Consider the following 26,136-nt stretch of genomic DNA (forward strand, 5'->3'; position numbering starts at 1 on the left):
TTACTTCTTTTATATGGTTAGAAATAAAATAATTATACTGCTAGGTCCGTCAAATAGAATAGACCACCATTTATAATTGAAATATTAATTTTTGGTTCGTACTGATCTTGAAGAGCTTGCCTTTCATTGAAGTAGCTGTCCCCTTTTTCCTCTATATCTTCATAAAAATGTTCTAGCAAATTTAAATCTTTTTGCCAACGATCTCTTGCAGCCTCCGCCCAGCTTTGATCTTCTAATTCAATTTCTCTTCGTAACTGGTTTTCAATTCTAAAGATCCCACTCTTCGGCATGATTAGAGGAGATAATGTAAAAGAATAATCAGGTATTTTTGGTGTTAGCTTTAATTTTAATAGTTCGTCATGAAAGTTCTCTATCATTTGACCGTTAATTAATTGTAGTCCGATTGAACGAAAAACATCTCGTTTACGATCACATTGGTAAGATATTTTTAAATTGATCCCTAGCCAAGGTCTTAGGGGGACATGCTGACCAGATTGAAGTTCATGGTTTTCATATAGTCTAATATAACCTGCTAAGTTCTTTGTTGATTGGAATATCTGATGTAGCCTTGGGGAACCGAAGTGAATCAGTTCTCCCTTAATATGCTCAGGTGCAGCATCTTTGTCCGTTATAAATGTTAAACGCATCGGGTTAGGAATGCCGCCTGTTTTCTCAAGATAATGCCAATAAAAGGGACGGTTCATCAACTCTTTATCTAACTCAATTGTTAATTGGACAGTCATATAACCTTTGTGATTTTCAACAATCTCGCATCCGTTAGCTACAAAGTATCTTTCGAGAAATTTATGAATTTCCGGTTGCTGCACGTGCTTCACCTTCCTTGTATTCTTCTGCAAACTGAATCATCGATGTTAAGTTCTCCATTTTTATTCTCATTTCGCCTTCAGAAGTTGAATGTCCAAAGATATCAACAAGATGGTCCTCAAAATTGCCAAACTCTAATTTTGTTAAAATATCATCTAGGTCCCCAATTACCTTTTCAAACAAACTAATTTTTTCATATAGTAACTTTAAGACATGTTCTTCAACTGTGTCTTTTGTAGCGAAATTATATATCATGACATCTTTCTCTTGCCCGAGCCTATGAATACGTCCTATCCGTTGTTCTAGTCTCATGGGATTCCAAGGTAAGTCAAAATTAATAATATGATTACAAAATTGGAGGTTTATTCCTTCCCCACCAGCTTCTGTTGCAATTAATACTTGGACATGTTTTTGGAAAAGTTCTCTCATCCAATCTTTTTTCCCTCGTTTAAATCCTCCGCGGAAAGGTACGGAACTAATTCCATTTTGCTTAAAATACCATTGAAGAAAAATTTGTGTAGCACGGTATTCCGTGAAAATGATTACTTTATCATTTATTTTTTGAATTAGCTCTAATGCTTTTTCTGCTTTTGAGTTTTTACGGACTGCCTCAACCTTTGAAATCAAGCCTTGAATACATTCCTGATATTCTTTTGTTGGGTTTTCTTGTTTCTTGAGCATATTCCTAAGCGTATAAAAGACTGCTTCACGGCTGGAACAGGCTTCACGCTGTAAAGTCATGACTGAAAATGCACTCGTTGCCGCCCAATCTTCATCATTACGAAGTTCAGTAACTGATTCATATAAATCCCGCTCTTCCTTACTAAACTCAATAGGAATTGTTTCAACATGTCTCTTCGTCCACTCAATTCCGGTATCTGCTCTTCTATTTCGAATCATGACTTTATTTACAATTTCTTTCAAATGAGAATCATCATTTAATGAACGGGCATCTCGTTTATATTTTTCGTAAAACACGGCTTCATTTCCTAAATGTCCAGGTTTCAATAAGGAAACTAAATTAAAGATTTCCTCTATTCGGTTTTGAATGGGAGTTGCTGTAAGAAGTAAGCAAAACTTCTTTTTTAGGTTTTGTACAAACTCATAGTTTCTCGTTTTATTATTTTTTAGCTTATGGGCCTCATCAATAATGATTAAATCATAATCCTGATTGTATATGATATCCCGGTGTGGGTTTCTCTTAGCTGTATCGATGGACGAGACGACGACATCACATTGTTCCCAAACGTAACTTTTCCTCTGGGCAACTGCTGGAATATAAAATTTAGAATTCAATTCAATAGACCACTGAGTAACAAGAGATGCGGGTACTAAAATTAATACTTTTTTTACTAATCCACGAATCATATATTCTTTTAAAATTAGACCAGCTTCAATCGTTTTACCTAGACCCACTTCATCTGCTAAAATCGCTTTTCCATTCATGTTTTCAACTACTTGTTTTGCGACCTCGAGTTGATGAGGTAATGGGGTAAGCTGAGGCAAATGTTTAGGCGCTTGGAGTCCTTCAAAGTCATCAATGACAGTATGTTTCTCTACCTCGATGGCCAGTTTAAATAACTCCCAATTACCCCAAGGCCCGTCGTCATTTATTCTTTCGAGAAACTCGTCTTGCCAAGTGGAATCAAAGTTGATTTCTACCGTCATATAAACAACTCCTTAATGCATAAATAATATATTGCTCAATTAGTTTTCTAGTGGTAGGATGTTATTAGATTTAAAAATTTAGAAATTTGTCACATTATCGGTTATCTTGGAGTTTTACACATATCAATACCTTATAGTATTGACCACATTGGAAAATTTTATAAATGCGAATGATAACAAGGGGAGAGACTACCTTTGTAGCGCCGAAGGAGCAAGCAAGAAATTGTGAATCTCTCAGGCAAAAGAACTCTTGTTTGACGCGCCTCTGGAGAGAGCTTTAGTTGATATTAAAGCCACCAAAGGGGAAAGCCGTTTAGGTAAACTTTCAGGTGCCAGGACAGAGATCTTCTCATTGAATTATGGGAGATTTCTGTCCTTTTTTTGTGCAAAGGATCTAAATTAGAGTAAGTTTGAAAGGGGATTAGTGAATGTCAGAGCTAAAACGCACACCACTTTTTGAGGTATATAAGGAATATGGTGGTAAAACGATTGATTTTGGGGGATGGGAATTACCTGTTCAATTTTCAAGCATTAAAGAAGAACACGAAGCGGTTCGAACAAAAGCTGGATTATTTGATGTTTCTCACATGGGAGAAATTGAAGTAAAAGGGACAGAAAGTCTAGCTTATCTTCAAAAGATGATGACAAATGATATCTCTAAAATAAAAGATGGCGGTGCTCAATACACAGCAATGTGTTATGAGAACGGTGGGACAGTCGACGATCTTCTAGTCTATAAAATGGCTGATGACCATTACTTATTGGTTGTGAATGCTTCAAATATTGAAAAAGACTATAAATGGTTACAAGACCACGTTCAAGGTGATGTTCACTTAGAAAATCTTTCTGAAAACATGGCCCAACTTGCTCTTCAAGGTCCATTAGCTGAAAGTGTATTACAAAAATTAGTTAATAATGTGAATTTAAGTGATATTGGATTCTTTAAATTTCAAAATGAAATAGATTTGAATGGAAGGAAAGCGCTTATTTCTAGAACAGGTTATACAGGAGAAGATGGTTTTGAAATCTACTGTGATGCAAATGATGTTGTTGCCATTTGGTCAAACATTTTAGAAGCTGGAGCAGCAGAAGGGGTTCTTCCATGTGGATTAGGATCTCGTGATACCCTTCGATTTGAAGCGAACTTAGCTTTATATGGTCAAGAGTTATCACCAGATATCTCTCCATTAGAAGCAGGCATTGGTTTTGCTGTTAAATTGAATAAAGAGTCAGATTTTATTGGTAAGTCTGTTTTACTACAACAAATAGAAAACGGTGTCCCAAGAAAGCTTGTAGGAGTAGAAATGATTGACCGAGGAATTCCTCGACATGGCTATCCTGTATATGTTGGTGAAGAGTTAATCGGTGAAGTGACAACGGGTACACAATCACCTACATTAAAGAGAAACATCGGTATGGCACTATTAAAAACAGATTTTGCTGTACTTGATCAAGAGGTTGAAGTAGAAATCCGTAATAAGCGTGTTAAGGCAAAAGTCGTACCTACACCTTTCTATAAGAGAGAGAAGAAATAAGGAGGAATTAATCATGAAGCATCGCTATTTACCGATGACAGAAGCAGATAAACAAGCAATGTTAGAAACAATCGGTGTTTCTTCTGTTCAAGAGCTTTTTAATGATATCCCTGAAAGCGTTCAATTTAAGGGAGAATACAAGATTAAGCAAGCTAAATCAGAAACGGCATTAATGAAAGAGTTAACACAACTTGCAGGGAAAAATGCAGACTTAAAAGCTAATACTTGTTTTCTAGGTGCTGGTGTGTATGACCACTATATGCCAGTTATTGTTGACCACGTATTATCACGTTCTGAATTTTATACTGCATACACACCTTATCAACCGGAAATCTCACAAGGTGAGCTTCAAGCCATTTTTGAGTTTCAAACGATGATTTGTGAGTTAACAGGTATGGATGTAGCTAACTCATCTATGTATGATGGCAGCACGTCACTAGCTGAGGCAGCAATGCTTAGTACAGGTCAAACGAAACGTAAAAAAGTCTTAATTTCTAGTGCAGTTCACCCTGAGTCTAAAGAAGTTGTAAAAACTTACGCAAAGGGCCAATACGTAGAAGTAGTGGAAATTCCTCATAATGATGGGGTAACTGATTTAGATGCTCTTAAAGAAATGATGAGTGATGAGATTGCAGCAGTAATCGTGCAATATCCAAACTTCTTTGGAAGAATTGAACCAATGAAAGAATTAGAAGAAATCATTCATGGTCAAAAAGCTATGTTTGTTGTTTCAAGTAACCCACTTGCACTTGGGGCGTTAACTCCTCCAGGTAAATTTGGCGCAGACATTGTGGCAGGAGATGCTCAAGTATTTGGTATTCCAACTGCCTTTGGTGGCCCTCACTGTGGTTACTTTGCTGTCACAAATAAACTAATGAGAAAGGTTCCTGGCCGTTTAGTAGGACAAACAACAGACGATGAAGGTAGACGTGGATTTGTTTTAACATTACAAGCACGTGAACAACATATTCGCCGTGATAAAGCTACTTCCAATATCTGTTCAAACCAAGCTTTAAATGCCCTTGCTGCTTCAGTAGCGATGACTGCACTTGGTAAAAAAGGTGTTAAGGAAATGGCAACAGCGAATATGCAAAAGGCTTACTATGCTAAAAAAGTGTTTAAAGAAAACGGCTTTGAATTAGCTCTTGAAGGTCCATCTTTCAATGAATTTGTTGTTAAATTAAATAGACCAGTTAAAGAAGTAAACCAAGCTCTACTACAAAAAGGTATTATTGGTGGGTATGATCTTGGACGTGACTTTACAGATCTTGCAAACCACATGCTAGTTGCTGTTACTGAATTACGTACAAAAGAAGAAATTGATACATTTGTGAAAGAATTGGGGGATTACCATGCATAAGGATGATCAAGCGCTGATATTTGAACTTACTAAGCCTGGCCGAGTTGGTTACAGCCTCCCAGAGATGGATGTACCAGAACTAGATTTAAACGAACTTTTACCTGAAGGATTTTTACGTGAAGAAGAGCCTGAATTACCTGAAGTTTCAGAGCTTGACATTATGCGTCATTATACAGCTTTATCTAGAAGAAACCATGGAGTTGATTCTGGATTCTATCCGCTAGGCTCTTGTACTATGAAGTACAACCCTAAAATCAATGAAAACGTAGCACGCTTTAATGGCTTTGCTCACATCCACCCATTACAAGATGAGAGCTCTGTGCAAGGTGCATTAGAATTAATGTATGACCTACAAGAACACTTAATCGAAATTACAGGTATGGATGAAGTTACTCTTCAACCAGCTGCAGGTGCTCATGGTGAGTGGACTGGATTAATGATGATCCGCGCTTATCACGAAGCAAACGGAGACACGAAGCGTACGAAAGTCGTAGTACCAGACTCTGCTCACGGTACAAACCCAGCTTCTGCAACCGTTGCAGGTTTTGAAACGATTACTGTAAAATCCGATGAAAATGGATTAGTAGATTTAGAAGACTTAAGAAGTGTAGTAGGAGAAGATACGGCAGCATTAATGCTAACAAACCCAAATACTCTAGGATTGTTTGAAGAAAACATTTTAGAAATGGCTGAAATCGTTCACGCTGCAGGCGGAAAGCTTTATTACGATGGAGCTAACTTAAATGCGGTACTTTCTAAAGCAAGACCAGGAGATATGGGATTTGACGTAGTTCACTTAAACTTACACAAAACATTTACTGGCCCTCACGGTGGTGGTGGACCTGGTTCTGGTCCTGTAGGGGTTAAGGCTGACTTAATTCCATTCTTACCTAAGCCAATCGTAGCGAAGCGTGGCGATGAGTTTGTACTAGATTATGACCGTCCACAATCAATTGGTCGAGTAAAACCGTACTATGGTAACTTTGGTATCAATGTTCGTGCATACACATATATTCGTACAATGGGTCCAGATGGACTTAAAGCCGTAACGGAGTATGCGGTATTAAATGCAAACTATATGATGAGAAGATTACAAGAATTCTATGATCTTCCGTTCGATAGACATTGTAAGCATGAGTTTGTACTAAGTGGAAGAAGACAGAAGAAGTTAGGTGTTCGTACGTTAGATATTGCAAAACGTCTACTTGATTTTGGCTACCATCCACCTACTATTTACTTCCCGTTAAACGTAGAAGAATGTATTATGATTGAGCCTACTGAAACGGAATCAAAAGAAACTCTAGATGCATTCATTGATGCAATGATTCAAATTGCAAAAGAAGCAGAAGAGAATCCTGAAATCGTTCAGGAAGCTCCTCATACAACGGTCATTGGTCGTCTAGACGAAACGACAGCTGCTCGTAAGCCAATTTTACGTTACCAAAAACAATAATGTTGTAAGAGCCTTACAAGGTATAAGCTTGTAAGGCTCTTTTTTGTTTTGTAATTTTTTTTTTGAGTATAATATAATGAAAATAAACAGCTAAAGTAAGGAGGAAGAGAAGGGTGAGTGTTCAGGTTACCGTAATTGTTATCATTTGTTTCTTCTTATTGATTAAACCATTTCGATACCTGTTAAATCTATTTTTAAATGAAAACGAAAGCAGTCTGTACAAGCTTGCACATCTGATTGGTCTAACTGTTTTGTCCATCTTCTTATTAGTTGTTATGAATGATTTGACTCCTGAGCCTACTAATCTTTATCAATCAGATAAAGCTTCATTATTTTTAGTTGGCCCATTACTCATGATATTGACCCTTTATGTTACGTGTTTATTTTTATATTTAAAAAACGTGGTTCATTATATTCAAAAATTTAAAACGCTTATTATTGTGGCACAAATTTTATTGGCTACTGTGTCTATTGTTAAAATGGGGAGTAACAGTTCTCTTTTATTTAAAAGACTAGGGGGAGGACCAGAAAGCCCTGGATCTATCATATATGAAATGCCATGGATTAATCCTTATACAACAGGACTTGTGTTTAATGGATACTTACTAGTTTTTCTAACATCCATAACTTTCTTTTGTGCTTATATGTTAAATAGCAAAAAGTCGATAAAGTAATAAAGCCCTCTTCCATTTTGAAGGGGGCTTTATAAATAGATAAAGTGCAAAAATGAAGAACATACACTTTTATTAATTTTTAGTTTTAATTTTACCTGTCCACTTTTTGAAACCACCTTGAAGATGGGAAAGTTCTTTGTAACCTTTACGATGAAGAAGTTGAGCAGCACGTCCACTTCTTAGACCGCTTTGGCAATACAGGTAAACAGGCTTATCAGGACGAATTTCTTTTAGACGGACCTTCATCTGTGATAGAGGAATGTTTCTAGCGCCTAGAACATGTCCAGCTTCAAACTCATTTGGTTCACGCACGTCAATTAATTGCGCCTTACGGTAACCTTCACGGAATTGCAGTTCAGTTAATGTTGTTACAATTCTGCGTTGATAGAAGTAGGTTACAACTGAGTAAGCGATAATCGCCCCTAAAACGATAAGTAGAAAATATAAAGTACTCATATTTGGTTAACTCCTTTCTCGGAAAGCTTGAGCCAAATTATATTATATATTTTTCTTCACATTTGAGTAAAGAATTATATAAACTTTTTCTAGGTCGAATTTACGGATTCACCTTACTTTAATTTTTACATTAGATTTGATAGACTTAAACCGCTACATATAAACAATATACACAAATGAGGTTAATATATGAATAAAGAAACTTGGAGATTTATTGACTCAGGCTTCGGCTCTCCATCCTTCAATATGGCGTTAGATGAAGCGTTATTAGAGTGGCATAGTGAAGGTAAAATTCCACCTGTTATTCGTTTTTATGGATGGGACCCTGCAACATTATCTATCGGATATTTTCAAAAAGTAGAGAAAGAAATAGATATGGATGCAGTTAAGGCTCATAAATTAGGGTTTGTTCGTAGACCCACAGGTGGGCGTGGAGTCCTACATGACAAAGAATTAACTTATAGCGTTATTGTATCAGAAGAACATCCAGATATGCCTAAAACGGTTACAGAGGCTTACAGAGTGATATCAGAAGGAATTCTAAAAGGTTTTCATCGCCTTGGTATGGATGCTTATTTCGCTGTACCTAGAACAGCTGAAGAAAAGGATTCATTAAAAAATCCACGTTCTGCCGTGTGTTTTGATGCTCCTAGTTGGTATGAACTAGTGGTTGAAGGAAGGAAAGTAGCTGGTAGTGCTCAAACTAGACAAAAGGGTGTCATCCTTCAACACGGCTCAATCTTATTAGATTTAGATGAGGATATGTTATTTAGTCTATTTAAGTATCCTAATGAGAGAGTAAAAGAACGTATGCAAAAGGCTTTTAAAAATAAAGCTGTAGCTATAAACGAAATTAGTTCAAAGCGGATTGAGCTTGAAGATGCTAAAGAAGCATTTAAAGTTGGCTTTGAAGAGGGGTTACACATTAACTTAGAGCCATATGAACTATCACAGGAAGAACTTGATTATGTTTACAAGTTGGCTAGTGAGCGTTACGAAAGTGACGAGTGGAATTTTAAAAGATAAAATAAAAATAAAGGTAAAGCAAAGTATTTTCAGATTGTACTTCGCTTTACCTTTTTCATTTGAAATGCATGAAAATTTTACCATGATACTTTTTACCTATATGAATAAAAGTGCAAGCTGTGAAAATTGTTAAAATTTATCATAATATGCCGAAAACCTATCTTAAACTCTATTTTTCTCGTTTTTCTAGTTTTTCTTATGTTTGACAAAATAAATTTCTTTTGAACTAAACACAATATATAGTGTTGTCGAAAATAATTGATACACTATATATTGATTTCGTAGTTTTGATATGGTAACTTTAGGGTACTCTTAAAAACAACTAGATTCTACTAGCTAGTTTCTATATATTATTAAAATAGACTTTGAAGTGATTGAATTTCTTAAAGGAGTTGTGTTTATGTCTGTTGCGTTAGGACAAAAAATTAGTATTAATGTGGAACAATTGAACAAGGATATTAGCTTATTCCCTCAAGTTCATCCCATTACCCCTGATATGAAAATTACCCACAAAGGTGTTTCTCGTTTGGTAATGTTAGATCGTTACACATTTAAAGATACAGAAAAAATTACTTTATCAAACGGTGACTTCGTCGTACTTACTATCAAAGAAGACCCAAAATTCCCAGCGCGTGGACTAGGATATATTTTAGAAATTGATTGGGAGCAAAAAGCCGCAAAGGTTCTTGTAGACGAGGAATTCCGCGGTGTTCTAGATGACCCAGAAGAATCATCGACAGGTATCATCAAACGTTCCCTAGATGTAATTGAAAAGCCTCTTGAAGTTTTCTATGAGCAAATCGCCAAACGAAACGCAACAGGCTTATCTTCTGTTGAAACGACAGAGGAAAAAAGGCAAGAGTGGTTTGGGAAGTTCTACCACGAATTAGTAAGCTTAAACTTTATTCCAGCAGGGCGAGTATTATACGGAGCTGGAGCTGATACAGATGTTACGTACTTTAACTGCTACGTTATGCCATTTGTTCAGGACTCACGTGAAGGAATCTCAGAACATCGTAAACAGGTTATGGAAATCATGAGCCGCGGCGGTGGAGTTGGAACAAACGGTTCTACGTTAAGACCAAGAAACACACTTGCAAAAGGTGTAAACGGTAAATCATCTGGTTCCGTATCTTGGTTAGATGATATTGCAAAGTTGACTCATCTTGTTGAACAGGGTGGATCAAGACGTGGGGCCCAAATGATAATGCTAGCGGACTGGCATCCAGATATTATTGAATTTATTATTTCGAAGATGCAAAATCCAAGAATATTAAGATTCTTACTAGAAACAACGAATGATGAAGCAATTAAAAAGTATGCGAAAGATAAACTAAAATTTACCCCATTAACAGAATCAGAAAGAACAATGTACCAAGGTATTGTTAACTATAAAACTATACCAGGAACAGGTGGTTTTACAGAAAAGAACATTTCTGATGCGGAAGAAAAATTAGCTACTGGCGGTAACTACTCTGTACACAATTCAGAGTTTTTAACAGGTGCTAATATCTCAATTTGTTTAACTAAAGACTTTATGGATGCAGTAGAAGCTGATGCTTTATACGACTTAAAGTTCCCAGATGTTGAAAGCTACAGTGCTGAAGAAATGAAGATTTATAATGAAGAATGGCATAAGGTTGGAGATGTACGCGAGTGGGAGAAAATGGGCCACAAGGTACGCGTATACAGGAAAATTAAGGCGAAAGAGTTGTGGAACTTAATTAATATTTGCGCAACCTATTCAGCAGAGCCTGGAATCTTCTTTATCGACAATGCAAACGACATGACCAATGCTAAGAGCTATGGACAAAAGGTTGTTGCAACTAACCCGTGTGGTAGAGTAGCTTAATTTGCCTCACGTAAAAAATTGCGGAATAAAGCGGGAAGGCTGAGATGCTAATCCGAACCGAAGGCTAGATTTAAAAGTCTAGTCAGGGGCAACGCATAGGTGGTGAACCTCTTAAGGAGAATATAACCCACCCACGAGGCCGCAACATTACACACTTATAAATTTTTTAATTTATGAAAAGTGTGTGTAATGAAAAGATATGCTGAGCTTACAGGAACTGAACTGTAAGAACTAGAGGATAAAAAGCCTTTAGGATAACAAAAACTGGAACAACCTCTCGCGCCATACTCTGTCTGTAACCTTGCTGCAGTTAACTTAGCTGAAATGGCGGATAAAGAAAATAAAGTAGTTGATTTTGATAAATTAAGACAGACGGTTGCTGTTGGTGTACGTATGCAGGATAACGTTATTGATGCAACGCCTTACTTCTTAAAGGAAAACCAAACTCAAGCTCTAGGTGAGCGTCGTGTTGGTCTTGGAGTAATGGGACTACATGATCTTCTTATTTACTGTGAAACAGAATACGGCACAGTTGAAGGAAATGAGCTTGTAGATAAAGTATTTGAAACGATAGCGACTACAGCGTACGAGACTTCTGTTGAATTAGCTAAGGAAAAGGGAAGTTTCCCATTCTTAGAAGGTCAAACAGATGAAGAGACGAATCGTCTACGCAAAGCCTTTACTGAAACAGGATTTATGAAAAAAATGCCTGAGCATGTAAGAGAGGCTATATTAGAAAGTGGAATTAGAAACTCTCACTTATTAACCGTTGCTCCCACAGGATCCACTGGGACGATGGTTGGGGTCTCAACAGGCCTTGAGCCTTACTTCTCGTTCTCTTACTATAGAAGTGGACGTTTAGGTAAATTTATTGAAGTGAAAGCAGATATCGTCCAAGAATATTTAGACCGTAACCCAGGTGCGGATGCGAATAATCTTCCAAATTGGTTCGTGACTGCAATGGAACTTTCTCCTGAAGCGCATGCTGACACACAATGTGTCATCCAGCGCTGGATTGATAGCTCAATTAGTAAAACGGTTAATGCTCCAAAAGGCTATAGTGTGGAGCAAGTAGAAGCTGTGTATGAGCGCTTATACCGTGGTGGAGCAAAAGGTGGAACGGTATATGTAGATGGTTCTCGTGATTCTCAAGTACTAACGTTAAAAGCAGAAGAAAATAGTTTTGAGGACACGAAACAAGAGGAAAAACCAAAGCAGCATGTTGTATTAGTTGATACGATTAGTGATCTTCGTTCTACAGATGTAACTATAGGTTCCGAAGTCGGAAATACTTGTCCTGTCTGTCGAAAAGGAAAAGTAAAAGAAATTGGTGGCTGTAACACTTGTACGAACTGTAACGCTCAATTAAAATGTGGCTTATAACTAATAGGAAATAAATATCGATAAGCTAAAAGAGGATGGAAAAATTTTATTCCATTCTCTTTTTTCGTTTCTCCTCATTTTTGCTCATACTACAGAATATAGGCTAACACTATTAGTAAAGCCATATAGATGAAATGAGGTTAAACCATGAAGCCATTTGTTCCACAACTCGTTTATATAGAACCACAAGCTTTAGAGTATCCGTTAGGGAAAGAGCTTAAAGAAAAGTTTGAGGGAATGGGATTAGAAATACGAGAGACTACTTCCCATAACCAAGTAAGAGGAATCCCTGGAGATAACGATTTACAACAATATCGTAACGCAAAATCAACCCTCGTAGTAGGGATTAGAAGAACATTAAAATTTGATACCTCAAAGCCGTCAGCTGAATATGCAATTCCTTTAGCGACAGGTTGTATGGGGCATTGTCATTATTGCTATCTACAAACAACCCTCGGGAGTAAACCATATATTCGAACATATGTAAATTTAGAGGATATCTTTGACCAAGCACAGAAATACATGGACGAGAGAAGTCCAGATATAACAAGATTTGAAGCGGCATGTACATCGGATATTGTTGGATTAGACCATTTAACCCATTCGCTTAAAAAGACAATTGAATTTATTGGGCAAACAGAATATGGTCGTCTAAGGTTCGTTACTAAATACCATCATGTTGACCATTTATTAGATGCCAAACATAATGGGAAAACCCGCTTCCGCTTCAGTGTCAATTCAAGATACGTAATTAAAAATTTTGAGCCAGGGACTTCCTCTTTTGACGAAAGACTGGAGGCAGCACGTAAAGTAGCAAATGCAGGCTACCCGCTTGGCTTTATTGTAGCCCCAATCTATTTACATAAGGATTGGAAAGAGGGCTACTACGAATTATTTCAGCGTTTGAGTGACTCTTTACAAGGAGTAAATCTCGAAGGATTGACATTCGAATTAATTCAGCATCGCTTTACTAAACCAGCAAAGAAAGTAATCGAAAAACGTTATCCGAAAACGAAATTAGAAATGGATGAGGAAAAAAGAAAATATAAGTGGGGACGTTATGGGATTGGTAAATACGTATATCAAAATGAAGATGCTAAAGACCTTGAAATGACAATTAGAGGATATATTGAGTCATTTTTTCCGGGAGCTGAGGTACAATATTTTACTTAAGTTGATATTCAGTTTAATAAAACTTTTGGAAATATTCATTTTTAAAGTGTATCGGCTCTGAGTTTTTATGTTATATCCAATAAGGAATCTTTAAGATAAAATGGTTATTAGTTATCATAGCGAAATAAAAAACATAAAATAAATAGTTTGTACGCCGTACTATTTTTGTAAGCAGCGGATTAGTATGTATCAATGAATACATCTAAGGAGTGGCTTACATGTATATAGACGGCGTTTTTTCCGGAGGAGGCATTAAGGGGTTTGCTCTTATTGGTGCATATGAAGCCATTGAACAAAAGGGATTTAAATTTAAAAGGGTAGCCGGTACGAGCGCCGGTTCTATAGTTGCAGCTTTAGCAGTAGCGAATTATTCAAGTAAAGAGATATACGAGCTGGTTGATGAGTTAGATTTAAAACAATTCCTTGATTTAAGAACATCTATTGTGCCATTTTCTGTAGCAAAATGGTTTTGGCTCTATTGGAAGCTAGGATTGTACAAGGGAGCACAACTTGAAAAATGGCTAGAAGAAGCTTTATCTAAAAAAGGTTTAAAAACATTTGGAGACCTACCTCCACATTCCTTAAGGGTCATCGCCTCGGATTTAACTAATGGTAGAATGATAATTTTACCAGATGACTTAGTGCAGTATGGGATAAACCCTAATACTTTTTCGATAGCAAAAGCCATTAGAATGAGCTGTAGTCTCCCTTACTTTTTTGAGCCGGTAAAATTAAAAAGTGGAAATAAAACCAGTCTTATTGTTGATGGAGGAGTTCTCAGTAATTTTCCGATGTGGCTGTTTGATGCAGAGAATGTTAAAAAGATAAGGCCAGTTTTAGGCATTAAACTAAGTCACAACCTGAATGAGAGGCCACAAAATGAAATAAATAATGCTATACAATTATTTGAGGCACTATTTGAAACAATGAAGGATGCCCATGATTCTCGCTACATATCTAGAAAGCACGAGAAAAATATTATTTTTATTCCAACAGAAGGTGTGTTAACAACAGAATTTCAATTAACGAATGAAAAAAAGAAAGCACTTTTTGATTTAGGAAGAAAACAGGCTAACCAGTTCTTTACGAGATGGGGATATTAAAAGAATAAAACAAAAAAATCGAGCTCAGAAGGACGCTCGATTTTTCTTTTTGCCTTTTTTACCCTCGATGACAGTGAGGTGTGTATTTGATTTTTTCTTATTATTAGCTTTTTTAATAGTAGAAAGTGCACCAACTCGAGGTGAAGCTTTTTGGACATCTTTTGTTAAAAATCTTCTCTTCGAACGTTTTGCAGCTTTACGAAATGCTTGTTGCTCACGCTTCTGAGGGTTAGCTCCATAAAAGCGTCGAACTAACATATAAATAATAACACCGACGATTAGCATTACAGCAATGCTTTTTAGAAACCCAGTGGGATCATTGATAAGCTTACTGATGATACCTAATATGGCAAGGAAAATAACTCCTAATACAATATAAAATGAAGTTCGATTATTCAAGAAAGCCACCTCCCTAAAAGCATGATAAGCATCTTTTCTATCTTTTAAACTACTTATAACAATATTTATACAATTTCTTCTGTTTTCATTTCATTTTCTGTGTTTTTTTCCATTTTTAATAGCTCATTAAAAGAAAGAATGGCAACTTCTACTTGCTTGTCGTCTGGTTCTTTGGTTGTTAATAATTGAAGCCATAAACCTGGCAAGCCTAGAAATTTTAAAACAGGAATATCTCTAACTTTATTAGTAAATTGTAATACTTCAAAGGAGATTCCTAAAACTACTGGTATTAATGCTAGTCGATTAATAACACGAACCCAAAGGGGCTCCGTTGGTACCAGCATGTAAACGAATACACCAATAATAACCGTGAATAGGATAAAGCTACTACCGCAACGATAATGTAGACGAGACTGAGCCTGAACATTTTCAATTGTTAATTTTTTTCCATTTTCAAAAGCGTTAATTACTTTATGCTCAGCACCATGATACTGGAACACTCTTTTGATAATGGGTGTGAGGGAAACAAAGTAAATATAGAATAAAAGTAGGATTAATTTGAAAAAACCTTCAACAAGAATTTGGCTCATATCACTTGAAAAAATAGGTCTAGTTAACTCTGCCAAAAAGACCGGTATAAGAGTGAAAATGAATTTACCAAATAAGAAGGAAAGAACACCAATTGCAGCTACTCCTAGAATCATGGTGAGTTTCGAAGTTTCTTTTTGATTAATGGTATCATCATCTTTCGGATCTAAATCATATCGATCAGTTGAAAAGTTTAAATGCTTTGAGCCATTAGCACTTGCTTCGATAATGGCAACAATTCCACGAAGAAAAGGTATTTTCTTTAACATAGTAAAAATTGGGTTAGATTTTCTTGGTAAATGATAGTATTCAATGGATTCATCTTTTCGTCTGACAGCTGTCACATAATGATGTTTGCCACCAAACATGACACCTTCAACAACGGCTTGCCCCCCGTAGACGGGTTTTTGATTATTTGTCATTATATTTTTACACCAACCTATGCTTGAACTTGTACGAAACAGTGAGTGTGTTTACTACTATGTGTCTATGTTTCCATTGAGTAGAAATTTTATTACTTAATATCAATAGACGACTTAGCTAAACGAAGCTACTGTACCTATCTTTATTCTACTAGAAAACGAATAAAACCTCTAGAATAGGGATTTATTTTATAAGGTCTTTTTCAATCGTGTCATTTTTAAAGTGAAATTTGTTTAGTGATGGATATAAGAGCACCCAATAAAAAAGTACTTATTTATTTCTATTATTATGCAAAGGAATAAATACCGTGGACATAATAAAAAATGGAGGTGGATTAAATGGCAGAGTCAAATAAGAAGCTGGAACAAAATCAAGAAGAAAAACCATTATCCTTTATAGCGATGGTGGTCTTAACAGGATTAGTTGGAGGGATACTTTGGAGTGGACTTGCCCAGATTGCTTATGTTTTTAACTTTACGGAGATTAGACAAAATGTCATCTTGGAACCTTGGGCTCTTGGGGACTGGAAAAATGGCTGGTTAGGAACCGTTATCTCTATTTGTTTAATTGGAGGTCTTTCGATTATTGTTGCCTTAATTTATTATGCAACGTTAAGAAGATTTCAAGGAATATGGGTAGGGATGGGATATGGAATTGTGTTATTTCTACTCGTCTTTTTTGTGCTAAATCCAATATTTCCGGGAATTCCGCCATTTGGTGATTTAACTAGGAATACCCTCATTACTTCTGTCTGTTTCTATGTTTTATATGGGACGTTTATCGGTTACTCCATATCATATGAAGAATCTGAAAATAAACAAAAGGAACATTCAGAAAAAGAGGTACCCTCCTAGGATGGCTTGTAGCATATTTATGATAGAATGTTCTTTGTAGGACATTCTTTTTCTGTTAATATACAAAATAAAACTAACGTCCTTTAGGTTAGCAGGAAAAAATGTTTTGGTTATCGAAGTAATTATCTAGGACTATTTTTGTAGAACTTTGTTGATATTTAATAAATCAGCAATGTTTTACGAAAACAAACTTAGGTGATAAGGGGAGAGGAAAATATGGAAAAAATACAAAAACTACGTGAGGCTTTTGGAAAACTTGGTATTGACGGGATGTTAATTACAAGCAACTACAATCGCCGTTATGTGTCTAATTTCACTGGCTCATCGGGTGTTGTTTTAATAAGTGGTGAGGCAGCTCAGTTTATTACAGATTTCCGCTATGTTGAGCAAGCAACGAAACAATGTGAGGGTTTCGAAGTAGTAAAACACTTAGGATCTATTCCAGATGAAGTAGCTACACAAGCTAAGAAACTGGGGATTAAAAAGCTTGGTTTTGAAACAGAGCACTTAACTTTTTCATCTTATAAAGCGTATGAGAAAGCAGTTGAATCAGAACTTGTACCAGTTTCAGGAATAATTGAAAAGTTACGCTTGATTAAGACGGATTCAGAGATTAAGATATTAAAGGAAGCAGCCGACATTGCAGACGCTGCATTTAAACATATTTTAGATTTCATTCGCCCTGGTATTACAGAACTAGATGTATCAAATGAGCTTGAGTTCTTTATGAGAAGAGCAGGCGCAACATCATCTTCGTTTGATATTATTGTTGCATCTGGTTATCGTTCAGCACTGCCACATGGTGTTGCTAGTGATAAACTTATTGAAAAAGGCGATTTTGTAACTCTAGACTTTGGTGCTTACCATAAAGGTTATGTTTCTGATATCACTCGTACTGTTGCAGTAGGAGAGCCAGAAGATAAATTAAAAGAAATCTATAATATTGTCCTTGAGGCTCAACTTCTTGGCATGGATGGCATTAAGCCAGGAATGAGCGGTAAAGAGGCAGATGCTCTAACAAGAGATTACATTACCGCAAAAGGCTATGGAGAATATTTTGGACATTCAACTGGACATGGAATTGGTCTAGAAGTACATGAAGGACCAGCTCTTTCTGTGAAGTCAGATATCATTTTAGAGCCTGGAATGGTTGTAACAGTAGAGCCAGGAATTTATATTCCAGGGCTTGGAGGAGTTCGAATTGAGGATGATACTTTAATTACGAAGGATCATAACGAGTCGTTTACTCACTCCACTAAAGAACTAATCATTCTTTAAACGAACACATTAGGAGGATTTTAGTAATGATTTCTGTAAACGATTTTCGTACGGGACTAACAATTGAAGTGGATAACGGCATTTGGCGCGTTATTGATTTCCAACACGTAAAACCAGGTAAAGGAGCAGCTTTCGTACGTTCAAAACTACGTAACTTACGTACAGGAGCAATCCAAGAAAAAACGTTCCGTGCAGGTGAAAAAGTAGCTAAAGCTCAAATTGATAACCGTAAAATGCAATACTTATATGCAAACGGTGATCAACACGTTTTCATGGACAACGAATCATATGATCAAATTGAACTTCCAGCAACTTCAATCGAGTATGAGTTAAAGTTCTTAAAAGAAAACATGGAAGTACATATCATGATGTATGGTACTGAAACAATTGGTATCGAGCTTCCTAACACGGTTGAACTTGAAGTAACTGAAACAGAACCTGGTATTAAAGGGGACACAGCTTCAGGTGGTTCTAAACCGGCCATTATGGAAACTGGTCTTACTGTTCAAGTTCCATTCTTCATTAACCAAGGTGACCGTTTAATCATCAATACAACAGATTCATCTTACGTATCACGTGCATAATTAAAAAACCAAATGGATTCTTTAATCCATTTGGTTTTTTTTTCGATTTGTAGACCTAACCTTCCACCAAAAATATTACAAAACCATTTCAGGTGCCTGTCACCAGTAATGTTGCTGTTACTCTCTACCCGTAACTCCAGGTGAAAGGGTGCTTTCGTTTCGGTTGTTGTATTTTGGGTCCGCTTGTGCTTTTTCACGATTGTCTCGAGCTCCGGCTAGATACTTTGCTTCTCTTTGATGTTTGAAAAATTCGTCTTTATTTTCATTAACCATTTAGAATCACCCCTCATTCATTCCAACATTTATTACAGCAAGTCTTCTATTATTATTTTCAAAAAAGAAGAAACCTCACTTGGAAAAGTGAGGAAATGAATACTCAGTATTAACTTACATAGTAAATATATACGGCAGTGACAGTAGATTTTATTTCTAGACTTCCTGGTTCAATTGGGGTGGTACTCGCACCTTTCACAAATTGTGATTCTGCAAAGGGGATAGGCTCTTTTTGTGGAGACGTTCCTTCAATCACTAAAATAGGTGTATAAACTAACCTAACTTGAATGGTATTAGCAATCGTTGATGCCTTTTCAAAAGCATTGTTTAATGCTAGTGCTAAAGCTTGTTGGTAAAGGCTGTTAGAGTCAGTAACAGAAAATCGGATATTAGAAATACTATTAGCTCCGTTTCTAACCGCTGTATCAACGACTAGGCCAACTTTAGAGATATCCCTAACAGTAACAAGTAGCCTATGCTCAACTTTGTAGCCTTTAAAAGTTTGCTTACCGTCGATATAGTCGTAGAGAGGGAATATAGAATAGTCAACCGTTTGAATATCCTCACCTGCTATATTTAGTCCTTTCAACGACCCAATAACCTGAGTGGTAATTTGTGAATTCTCCGATTGAGCTTCAACTAACTCCATATTTTCGGTAATAACACCTACTGTTATTTCAGCCTTATCCGGTTGGACAGATAGAATCCCTTCACCTGTTACTCTAATTTCATTGATTGTATTTTTAGGAGTCATAGTAGGGGCGATAGGCATAGAGGGAACCGTTCGATAAGGTTGCTGGTAGTAATACATCTCACTCACTCACTTTCCATGAGGCTCTTTCATGTTAGTACTATAACATGATAAAGCCCATCTGTTTTATCACTCTCCCTAAAGTGTACTGGTTAAAAAACAGAAAGATTCTATAAGAAATGAATTTATTTATCCCTTGCTAAAAAATCCTTTACAAAGGAAGTGGACGAACTTAGATCATACGATTGATATAAACCGGAGGATAAACGTATGGGATCTCCAAAAAAGAATCGCTCATACAACGTTTGTCTCGTACCAAAAGCACTCATGGAGGCATCCCATGCTAATCGAAAAAGCTTTACTTTTTCCTCAGCATTTGCTCCGGCAGCTTGTAAGTAAAGCTGTAAGTCAGGCTTAATTTCCGAGGAAAAGTCACCCTCGGTTGGTATAGATGCTAATCCACTAGCTCCTATTTGTTGGAATATTTCCATAAACCTCGGATATATTCTAGGAAAAATAGTAGCAGCCACTTTAACTGCATTTTCTTCAGGAATCATAATGTTCCATTTGTTTGATCGTGCATTCAATTCGGATGTAAGTAATAAAGACTTTAATGTTTCTAAGCCGACAATAATTTCACTGATTTTTTCTTGTACATGCTGATACTCACTTACATTAATCGTTTCCACTAAAAGCTGAGCTATGCCGAGAATAAATTCAGTTTTAACGACCCGTCTACATAGAACATGATGAGTAATTAACGGGAAAAAACTACTTTCACTATAAATGTTATACGCAATCTCGGGGTGATTATAAAAAAATACTCTTTCCCATGGAACCAAAACATCATCAAAAACAACAATAGCGTCCATTTCCTCAAATTGAGACCCAAGCGGATGATTAAATTTGGAATGGTCATAAGCAAAGGACTCTCTACAAATAAACTTTAGGCCGGGTGTATTGCTAGGAATAGCAAAACCATATGCTAAGTCATCGTTATAAGAAGCAGCTTGAGAGGGTAGCACAAGAATTTCATCCGTTATGCCACCCTGAGTTGCTAGAAGACGTGCCCCTTTGATAATAAACCCTTCGGACGTTTTTTTAATAGGCTGCGCAACTATGATTTCTTTGTCATTTTCATAATAGATTTTAGAGCGGTTCACTTGTGGATTGATAAAGGTGTGTGTCATACATAAGTCATTTTCTCGAACAAATTCAAAATATCTTTCTAAGTTTTTTGTAAAGCTTGCATCTTGCTTAGATAAAATGTCAGCTGAACTAGCGATAGACATTAACGCAGTATTCATATAGTCAGGAGACCTTCCGAGCATTCCCCCACTAGCTTTTGCCCATGTTTGAATCATGAATCGGCGTAGAGCCAAGTCTTCTATTGTTCTTGGCTCTAAAAATGAAACTCCTACTTTGTCACCTGAAGAAGGAGAAGGAAAGGTCATTTTGTCTATTATAGATTGATCTAATTGAAGGTCATACAATTGACTTTGGGTTTGTATAACGCCACTAAAAGCTTTATGTTTGGATAACTCTCCAGTTACCTTTGTGCCATCTAGCCAAATTTCCGAATGAAGTTGATCCACTCGTTTTATATACTCTTCTCCAGAAATCGCAGGCATTCACTCTCACATCCCTCAAATACCTATTTCTAATATACTTACTCAGGATAGCTTCAGAATGCCTGTACGTATACCTATATATATATATTATTGGATACTTCAGTTGAACTGGTAAAGTGCTGAATTAACTTTTGCTTAAAAGATTCTTTTCTTTCGTTAAATTGTTTAATTCTATGACCATTACCTCCAGAAGGATGAGGAAATCCTAATAAACATTGTTCTTGTTTGATATAGGAAGCTTGAATCCATTTCACTAGTATTGTTTCAACTGCTTTTCCTAAAGGAATGATTAAAGGATTCTTTAACGGTAAAATATTTGTCTGCAACGTGTTTTGCACATATTTTTGTATAAAAATATTTTGGGTTATGGACGGAGAATGGCCGTTATAGTTCTCCTGTTTGACGAACAAAGGATATTTAATTAAGGAGCAAGTATGTATTAGATAGTCTCTTTCCGAGAATAAATCTTCAGTAGAAGATAATGGTAGAAATAGATTTAATTTCAGTTCATCAAGCATGGAAATAAGGTTCTTTCTCATACTCCCGTAGAAACGGCAATCTCTTTTTACCCTCTTAAATATCGTTTGTATATCATTTTCTTCCTCCATATATTGCCTTGTATGTCGGATCGCACATTCCATCTGAGTCCAACCGGGTGTAATTCCAAGAATTAGTATCTTTGCAGAAAGATTAACATATTCATTATGGGGTGAATAAAAGATCTCGAAATTCCCTTCTCTTTCAATTAAAAAATCGTCTGTTAACAATTCCTGCTTCCCATAAATCTCTTTGATAGGTAAATGAGAGATAGCTGATAAGTAATTTGCTGCACTAATATTATTCATAATATCTCCTGTTATCTTCTATATTGAAATAAGGAGAAGAGGGAATGTCCTCAGTCTCCTTACCGATTAATTCATTATTCTTCTAAAAATTCATACCCCATTAAGTTTTCAATTCTTTTTGGAACATCGGTATTGTCCATCACTCCATCAAAGACTTCTGCTCCTTTTCCAAACGCAAATATAGGAATCATATTACCTGTATGTCCCCCAGTCTTGCTAATAGAGCGTACTTCATTTCTAACAATTCCAGCCTGATAGTGTTCAGAAATCAGATTTCCTATTTCCCATGAGACTTTAAATTTTTTATAAACCTGATCTTTTGAGTTTTCTATACTTTCATTGAATTTTTTAACTTCCTCATTTGATAGTTCAATATGGGCATATGTTTTAAAGACATCCTTTATACTTTTTTCAGTATATCCATCCTTTGTCTTTTTCCGGATGAGCTTTGATGCCATATAAGCTGGTGAAACTTTAATGTTTTTTAACTCGTTTAGTGCAATTGGTTCGGTTAAAGATATCCCCATTGTTTCGTGATCTGCTACAACAATTACGAGAGTATCATTCCGAGTATTTGCCCAGTTGACAGCTCCTTTTACCGCTTGATCAAATTCAATTGTCTCCTTCCAAATACCAGTAATATCCGAAGAGTGTGCAGCATGATCAATTCTTGCCCCTTCTACTATTAAAAAGAATCCTGTTTCTCCTTTTGATAAGAATTCGATCCCTTTCTGAGTCATTTCTGTCAGTGAAGGTTCATTACTTTTTAATACCTCTTGATCTAATTTAAATGACATGTATGAAGAGTTAAATAAACCGAGCAGTTTTTCTCCTTTTGCTTTTGAAAGCTCGGTTCTATTGGTTACATATGAATACCCCTTGTTCTTAAATTCATCTATTAATGAAGCTCCGCGCTCGTCACGTTTCTGAAAAAATTGTGATCCGCCCCCAAGTAAAACATCAACATTTAATTTAAGCTGTTGCTTAGCTATTTCGTATTGACCGTCCCAGCGATTTTGTACACTCGCGGTGAAGGAAGCTGGAGTGGCATCGGTAACTGTATTGGTGGAAATGACTCCAACCTTTTTTCCATTCGCCTTAAATTTATCAAGTATACTATCTACTTCTTTTTTGTCAGGAGACATTCCGATCATTCCATTGTTTGTTTTCACCCCTGTTGCTAAAGCGGTACCTCCAGCAGCTGAATCTGTTACAACGTTATTAGCTGAGTAGGTATGGACTAAGCCTACGTGAGGAAGTGTTTCAATAAATAATTTGCCTTCCCGGCCATATTCAAACATTCTGGCGATTTCCATTTGGCCTAGACCCATTCCATCTCCTATCATCAAAATGACATTTTTGGGACGATTATGCTGGTTAGTTTCCCCTTTTACTACTGGCTTTGGATTAAATACTGAAAATGTAATAAGTAGTAATAGAAAGTATATCTTCTTTTTCATAAGCCCTCCAAACAAGTTCTATTTCCTATTTAGTTTGAACAAAAGTAGAGAAATCAAACGAATAAAAGATTTTGCATTTTTGCCCGTTCCTTTCCGCTCCAGGCACTTGCTTTCCGCGGGGAGGAAGTCGAGCCTCCTCGACGTGCCGTCTGTGGGGTCTCGACCTTTCCTCTACTTCCCGCAAGAGTCAAGTGCCTTCCGCTCCAATCCACTCAGAGATTTCATCTCAGATGTTGGCTAATGCAACCATCATTACAAATAGAGTCTTACTTTTTATTCGTAAAAACATTTATTTACGACGTTTTGAAAAGAAAGTCATATTGTGGCCAAGTAGGCATACATTTGAATTAAGGCTGTTTTCGTATCATTTTGTTAGTATCATTCGCTAGATTCGTAAGGAATTTATAAAGATTTAGGAGGAGACGCTGTGGAAGAAGTTTTGAACATGCTCCCAAAAAATATAGCTAATCAATTAGAACAGATTCCTCCTTTTCATAAAGACGGAATGGAAGAAATTAGAATACGGATTAATAGACCCATTGAAGTAACGGTCAAGGGGATTCCTCGTTTTTTATCTTATATTGTACAACCTGAGGATGCTCTTCAGCTTTTGAATAAAATTAGTCATTTTTCGATTTATACGTTAGAGGAAGAGTTAAAAAGAGGTTATGTTACGATTTCTGGCGGTCATCGTGTGGGACTAGCAGGAAAAGTAATACTTGAAAATGGACAGGTAAAAGCGATTCGCGATGTTTCTTCCTTTAATATTCGAATTGCTAGAGAAAAGGTAGGCATTGCCGAGAAATTAGTTCCACTTCTATTTGAGGAAGGTTGGCTCCATACCATGATAATCGGTCCTCCGCAAACGGGTAAGACCACACTTCTAAGAGATTTAGCTCGAATTATTTCCGACGGTGGTGAAGATGGATTGCCGTATAAAGTTGGAATTGTCGATGAAAGGTCTGAGATTGCCGGAAGTGTAAACGGAGTCCCACAATTAACTTTTGGTCCAAGAATTGATGTGTTAGATGCCTGTCCAAAAGCAGAAGGAATGATGATGATGATTCGTTCCATGAGTCCGGATGTTCTTGTAGTAGATGAAATTGGTAGAAAAGAAGATAGTGATGCCATTATGGAAGCGGTAAATGCTGGAATTAAGCTATTTATGACCACTCATGGAAATAGCTTTGATGAAGTCAAAAAACGACCATCTTTAAGACCACTTATAGAAATGGGAATCTTTCAAAGGTATATCGAATTAGGTCGATCTGAAGGCCCTGGAACGATTCTATCCATAAAGGATGCGACCGGGAAACAGATGGCACAAAAAGTGAGAGTGACTTAGATGATTAAATTAATCGGCGCTTTAATAATTATTGTAGCAACGACTTGGACGGGCTATGAAGCGTCTCGACACTTAAATGAAAGACCAAGACAGCTTCGACAATTGAAATCGGCTCTTCAATCGCTAGAAGCTGAAATTATGTATGGACATACTCCTTTGCATGAAGCATCAAGGCGTTTGTCTACACAGCTTTCAAAACCATTATCATGGTTTTTTGAATCTTTTGCAAAAAAATTAACCAATTCGGATACAACCGTAAAAGCAGCATGGGAAGAGAGTTTAAAGGAAGTCTGGAAGCTGACAGCCTTTAAACAGGGAGAATTTGAAATTATGAAGCAGTTTGGAGAAACTTTAGGTCGCCACGACCGGATTTCTCAACAAAAACAGATTCGATTAACCCTTTCTCACTTAGAGCGTGAGGAAGCAGATGCTTGTGAAAAACAAGCAAAGTACGAAAAGATGGTCAAAAGCTTAGGGCTTCTATCAGGGATATTATTAGTTATTTTACTAATTTAATAGAAATAAGTGGGACTTCGTTTGATTCGACAATTAATGCCATGACAGTTTCGAGGAGGTAAGGATATGGGTTTAGAAGTAGATATTATTTTTAAAATTGCGGGGGTTGGAATAGTAGTGGCCTTTTTACATACGATTCTCGATCAAGTAGGGAAAAAAGAATATGCCCAATGGGTAACTTTGTTTGGGTTTATATATATTCTGTTCATGGTTGCATCAATAGTAGATAACTTATTTCAAAAGATTAAATCCGTATTTCTTTTCCAAGGGTAAGGGAGGGTTTTGTCATTGAGATTATTCAAATAGTCGGAGTTGCACTTATCGCTACCTTTCTAGCACTCATCATAAAAGAGCAAAAACCCAATTTCGCCTTTTTATTAGTTGTCTTTGTTGGCTGTTCAATCTTTCTTTACCTAGTAGACCAAATCTATGCGATTATTCACATGCTTGAGAAGATTGCAGTCAACGCAAACGTCAATTTAGTTTACGTAGAAACCATTCTAAAGATTATTGGTATAGCCTATATTGCGGAGTTTGCGTCGCAAATTACGAAAGATGCCGGTCAAGGAGCGATTGCTTCTAAGATAGAAATGGCTGGTAAAATCCTTATCCTCGCAATGGCTATTCCAATATTAACCGTACTAATAGAGACCATTATCCAATTGATTCCAAATTAGATGA

General features: G+C 36.5%; 24 protein-coding genes, 2 pseudogenes and 1 riboswitch. Of the genes and pseudogenes, 16 read left to right on the forward strand and 10 right to left on the reverse strand.

Annotation, left to right across the window (positions count from 1 at the left end):
- Positions 1–32 precede the first annotated feature (32 nt).
- Positions 33–827 carry a YqhG family protein gene (locus SM124_RS04575; protein ID WP_322445103.1) on the reverse strand — a complete coding sequence of 265 codons (795 nt, stop codon included), beginning with the start codon at positions 825–827 and terminating at the stop codon, positions 33–35.
- Positions 805–2,493: a DEAD/DEAH box helicase gene (locus tag SM124_RS04580; RefSeq protein WP_322445104.1), complete on the reverse strand. Its 1,689-nt coding sequence runs from the start codon at positions 2,491–2,493 to the stop codon at positions 805–807. Before SM124_RS04580 ends, SM124_RS04575 begins: the two co-directional genes overlap by 23 nt.
- Positions 2,494–2,663: 170 nt before the next feature.
- A riboswitch (glycine riboswitch) is annotated at positions 2,664–2,753 on the forward strand.
- Between the two features lie 168 nt (positions 2,754–2,921).
- Here SM124_RS04580 and gcvT point away from each other — a divergent pair.
- The 4 genes from gcvT to SM124_RS04600 all read left to right on the forward strand — a co-directional run bounded on the left by gcvT (position 2,922) and on the right by SM124_RS04600 (position 7,515).
- Entirely contained in the window at positions 2,922–4,028 is a 1,107-nt protein-coding gene (gene gcvT / locus SM124_RS04585) for a glycine cleavage system aminomethyltransferase GcvT (RefSeq protein ID WP_322445105.1), read from the forward strand.
- A 13-nt stretch (positions 4,029–4,041) separates the two neighbouring features.
- On the forward strand, positions 4,042–5,388 hold the full coding sequence (gcvPA, locus tag SM124_RS04590) for an aminomethyl-transferring glycine dehydrogenase subunit GcvPA (RefSeq protein WP_322445106.1): 1,347 nt from the start codon (positions 4,042–4,044) through the stop codon (positions 5,386–5,388).
- A complete protein-coding gene (gene gcvPB / locus SM124_RS04595) occupies positions 5,381–6,841 on the forward strand; it encodes an aminomethyl-transferring glycine dehydrogenase subunit GcvPB (RefSeq protein ID WP_322445107.1) in 1,461 nt (486 codons plus the stop codon). Before gcvPA ends, gcvPB begins: the two co-directional genes overlap by 8 nt.
- Before the next feature lie 113 nt (positions 6,842–6,954).
- Positions 6,955–7,515, forward strand: a complete 561-nt coding sequence (locus SM124_RS04600) for a hypothetical protein (RefSeq protein WP_322445108.1) — start codon at positions 6,955–6,957, stop codon at positions 7,513–7,515.
- A 72-nt stretch (positions 7,516–7,587) separates the two neighbouring features.
- Here SM124_RS04600 and SM124_RS04605 read toward each other — a convergent pair whose 3' ends face one another.
- Complete coding sequence (locus tag SM124_RS04605) at positions 7,588–7,971, reverse strand: rhodanese-like domain-containing protein (RefSeq protein ID WP_322445109.1); 384 nt, start codon at positions 7,969–7,971, stop codon at positions 7,588–7,590.
- Positions 7,972–8,160: 189 nt separating this feature from the next.
- Between SM124_RS04605 and lipM the strand changes: the two genes are divergently transcribed.
- The 5 genes and pseudogenes from lipM to SM124_RS04630 all read left to right on the forward strand — a co-directional run bounded on the left by lipM (position 8,161) and on the right by SM124_RS04630 (position 14,508).
- A complete protein-coding gene (lipM, locus tag SM124_RS04610) occupies positions 8,161–8,997 on the forward strand; it encodes an octanoyltransferase LipM (RefSeq protein ID WP_322445110.1) in 837 nt (278 codons plus the stop codon).
- A gap of 400 nt (positions 8,998–9,397) precedes the next feature.
- Positions 9,398–10,837 (forward strand): annotated as a pseudogene (locus SM124_RS04615) (vitamin B12-dependent ribonucleotide reductase); the annotation flags it as partial.
- Between the two features lie 279 nt (positions 10,838–11,116).
- A pseudogene (locus SM124_RS04620) lies at positions 11,117–12,232 on the forward strand (ribonucleotide reductase barrel domain-containing protein); the annotation flags it as partial.
- 147 nt (positions 12,233–12,379) lie between these two features.
- Positions 12,380–13,405, forward strand: a complete 1,026-nt coding sequence (gene splB / locus SM124_RS04625) for a spore photoproduct lyase (protein ID WP_322445111.1) — start codon at positions 12,380–12,382, stop codon at positions 13,403–13,405.
- Between the two features lie 218 nt (positions 13,406–13,623).
- Positions 13,624–14,508: a patatin-like phospholipase family protein gene (locus SM124_RS04630; protein ID WP_322445112.1), complete on the forward strand. Its 885-nt coding sequence runs from the start codon at positions 13,624–13,626 to the stop codon at positions 14,506–14,508.
- Positions 14,509–14,532: 24 nt separating this feature from the next.
- Here SM124_RS04630 and SM124_RS04635 read toward each other — a convergent pair whose 3' ends face one another.
- Entirely contained in the window at positions 14,533–14,916 is a 384-nt protein-coding gene (locus tag SM124_RS04635; protein WP_322445113.1) for an SA1362 family protein, read from the reverse strand.
- Positions 14,917–14,972: 56 nt separating this feature from the next.
- Complete coding sequence (locus tag SM124_RS04640; protein ID WP_322445114.1) at positions 14,973–15,917, reverse strand: DUF1385 domain-containing protein; 945 nt, start codon at positions 15,915–15,917, stop codon at positions 14,973–14,975.
- A 339-nt stretch (positions 15,918–16,256) separates the two neighbouring features.
- Here SM124_RS04640 and SM124_RS04645 point away from each other — a divergent pair, with 339 nt between their 5' ends.
- From SM124_RS04645 to efp, 3 genes are all read left to right on the forward strand, one after another.
- Entirely contained in the window at positions 16,257–16,772 is a 516-nt protein-coding gene (locus SM124_RS04645) for a YqhR family membrane protein (protein WP_322445115.1), read from the forward strand.
- Positions 16,773–16,988: 216 nt separating this feature from the next.
- Positions 16,989–18,050 carry a M24 family metallopeptidase gene (locus tag SM124_RS04650; RefSeq protein WP_322445116.1) on the forward strand — a complete coding sequence of 354 codons (1,062 nt, stop codon included), beginning with the start codon at positions 16,989–16,991 and terminating at the stop codon, positions 18,048–18,050.
- Positions 18,051–18,076: 26 nt separating this feature from the next.
- Positions 18,077–18,634: an elongation factor P gene (gene efp / locus SM124_RS04655; RefSeq protein ID WP_322445117.1), complete on the forward strand. Its 558-nt coding sequence runs from the start codon at positions 18,077–18,079 to the stop codon at positions 18,632–18,634.
- 117 nt (positions 18,635–18,751) lie between these two features.
- Here the strand turns inward: efp and SM124_RS04660 are convergent, their stop codons facing one another.
- From SM124_RS04660 to SM124_RS04680, 5 genes are all read right to left on the reverse strand, one after another.
- Positions 18,752–18,907, reverse strand: a complete 156-nt coding sequence (locus tag SM124_RS04660; RefSeq protein ID WP_322445118.1) for a hypothetical protein — start codon at positions 18,905–18,907, stop codon at positions 18,752–18,754.
- Between the two features lie 109 nt (positions 18,908–19,016).
- A complete protein-coding gene (locus SM124_RS04665) occupies positions 19,017–19,718 on the reverse strand; it encodes an SIMPL domain-containing protein (RefSeq protein ID WP_322445119.1) in 702 nt (233 codons plus the stop codon).
- A 125-nt stretch (positions 19,719–19,843) separates the two neighbouring features.
- Positions 19,844–21,289 (reverse strand): 4-hydroxyphenylacetate 3-monooxygenase, oxygenase component, encoded by a 1,446-nt coding sequence (gene hpaB, locus SM124_RS04670; RefSeq protein WP_322445120.1) that lies wholly within the window; start codon positions 21,287–21,289, stop codon positions 19,844–19,846.
- A 74-nt stretch (positions 21,290–21,363) separates the two neighbouring features.
- The gene (locus tag SM124_RS04675; RefSeq protein ID WP_322445121.1) at positions 21,364–22,134 is read right to left on the reverse strand and encodes a hypothetical protein; all 771 of its coding nucleotides are present in this window, start codon (positions 22,132–22,134) and stop codon (positions 21,364–21,366) included.
- 74 nt (positions 22,135–22,208) lie between these two features.
- Positions 22,209–23,594: an alkaline phosphatase gene (locus SM124_RS04680; RefSeq protein ID WP_322445122.1), complete on the reverse strand. Its 1,386-nt coding sequence runs from the start codon at positions 23,592–23,594 to the stop codon at positions 22,209–22,211.
- A 427-nt stretch (positions 23,595–24,021) separates the two neighbouring features.
- Between SM124_RS04680 and spoIIIAA the strand changes: the two genes are divergently transcribed.
- The 4 genes from spoIIIAA (at position 24,022) to spoIIIAD (ending at position 26,132) form a co-directional block, all read left to right on the forward strand.
- Entirely contained in the window at positions 24,022–24,939 is a 918-nt protein-coding gene (gene spoIIIAA, locus SM124_RS04685) for a stage III sporulation protein AA (protein ID WP_322445123.1), read from the forward strand.
- On the forward strand, positions 24,940–25,455 hold the full coding sequence (gene spoIIIAB / locus SM124_RS04690) for a stage III sporulation protein SpoIIIAB (protein WP_322445124.1): 516 nt from the start codon (positions 24,940–24,942) through the stop codon (positions 25,453–25,455).
- Between the two features lie 66 nt (positions 25,456–25,521).
- On the forward strand, positions 25,522–25,728 hold the full coding sequence (spoIIIAC, locus tag SM124_RS04695; protein WP_009332905.1) for a stage III sporulation protein AC: 207 nt from the start codon (positions 25,522–25,524) through the stop codon (positions 25,726–25,728).
- A 14-nt stretch (positions 25,729–25,742) separates the two neighbouring features.
- Positions 25,743–26,132 (forward strand): stage III sporulation protein AD, encoded by a 390-nt coding sequence (spoIIIAD, locus tag SM124_RS04700; protein ID WP_322445509.1) that lies wholly within the window; start codon positions 25,743–25,745, stop codon positions 26,130–26,132.
- Positions 26,133–26,136: the final 4 nt, after the last annotated feature.

The organism is Robertmurraya mangrovi, from assembly GCF_034427655.1.
Classification (GTDB): domain Bacteria; phylum Bacillota; class Bacilli; order Bacillales; family Cytobacillaceae; genus Robertmurraya_A; species Robertmurraya_A mangrovi.

Coding starts and splice junctions, on each gene's coding strand:
- SM124_RS04580 (WP_322445104.1), bottom strand. CDS start 2,493: ATGACGGTAGAAATCAACTTTGATTCCACTTGGCAAGACGAGTTTCTC.
- gcvT (WP_322445105.1), top strand. CDS start 2,922: ATGTCAGAGCTAAAACGCACACCACTTTTTGAGGTATATAAGGAATAT.
- gcvPA (WP_322445106.1), top strand. CDS start 4,042: ATGAAGCATCGCTATTTACCGATGACAGAAGCAGATAAACAAGCAATG.
- gcvPB (WP_322445107.1), top strand. CDS start 5,381: ATGCATAAGGATGATCAAGCGCTGATATTTGAACTTACTAAGCCTGGC.
- SM124_RS04605 (WP_322445109.1), bottom strand. CDS start 7,971: ATGAGTACTTTATATTTTCTACTTATCGTTTTAGGGGCGATTATCGCT.
- lipM (WP_322445110.1), top strand. CDS start 8,161: ATGAATAAAGAAACTTGGAGATTTATTGACTCAGGCTTCGGCTCTCCA.
- splB (WP_322445111.1), top strand. CDS start 12,380: ATGAAGCCATTTGTTCCACAACTCGTTTATATAGAACCACAAGCTTTA.
- SM124_RS04630 (WP_322445112.1), top strand. CDS start 13,624: ATGTATATAGACGGCGTTTTTTCCGGAGGAGGCATTAAGGGGTTTGCT.
- SM124_RS04640 (WP_322445114.1), bottom strand. CDS start 15,917: ATGACAAATAATCAAAAACCCGTCTACGGGGGGCAAGCCGTTGTTGAA.
- SM124_RS04645 (WP_322445115.1), top strand. CDS start 16,257: ATGGCAGAGTCAAATAAGAAGCTGGAACAAAATCAAGAAGAAAAACCA.
- SM124_RS04650 (WP_322445116.1), top strand. CDS start 16,989: ATGGAAAAAATACAAAAACTACGTGAGGCTTTTGGAAAACTTGGTATT.
- efp (WP_322445117.1), top strand. CDS start 18,077: ATGATTTCTGTAAACGATTTTCGTACGGGACTAACAATTGAAGTGGAT.
- SM124_RS04660 (WP_322445118.1), bottom strand. CDS start 18,907: ATGGTTAATGAAAATAAAGACGAATTTTTCAAACATCAAAGAGAAGCA.
- SM124_RS04665 (WP_322445119.1), bottom strand. CDS start 19,718: ATGTATTACTACCAGCAACCTTATCGAACGGTTCCCTCTATGCCTATC.
- hpaB (WP_322445120.1), bottom strand. CDS start 21,289: ATGCCTGCGATTTCTGGAGAAGAGTATATAAAACGAGTGGATCAACTT.
- SM124_RS04675 (WP_322445121.1), bottom strand. CDS start 22,134: ATGAATAATATTAGTGCAGCAAATTACTTATCAGCTATCTCTCATTTA.
- SM124_RS04680 (WP_322445122.1), bottom strand. CDS start 23,594: ATGAAAAAGAAGATATACTTTCTATTACTACTTATTACATTTTCAGTA.
- spoIIIAB (WP_322445124.1), top strand. CDS start 24,940: ATGATTAAATTAATCGGCGCTTTAATAATTATTGTAGCAACGACTTGG.
- spoIIIAC (WP_009332905.1), top strand. CDS start 25,522: ATGGGTTTAGAAGTAGATATTATTTTTAAAATTGCGGGGGTTGGAATA.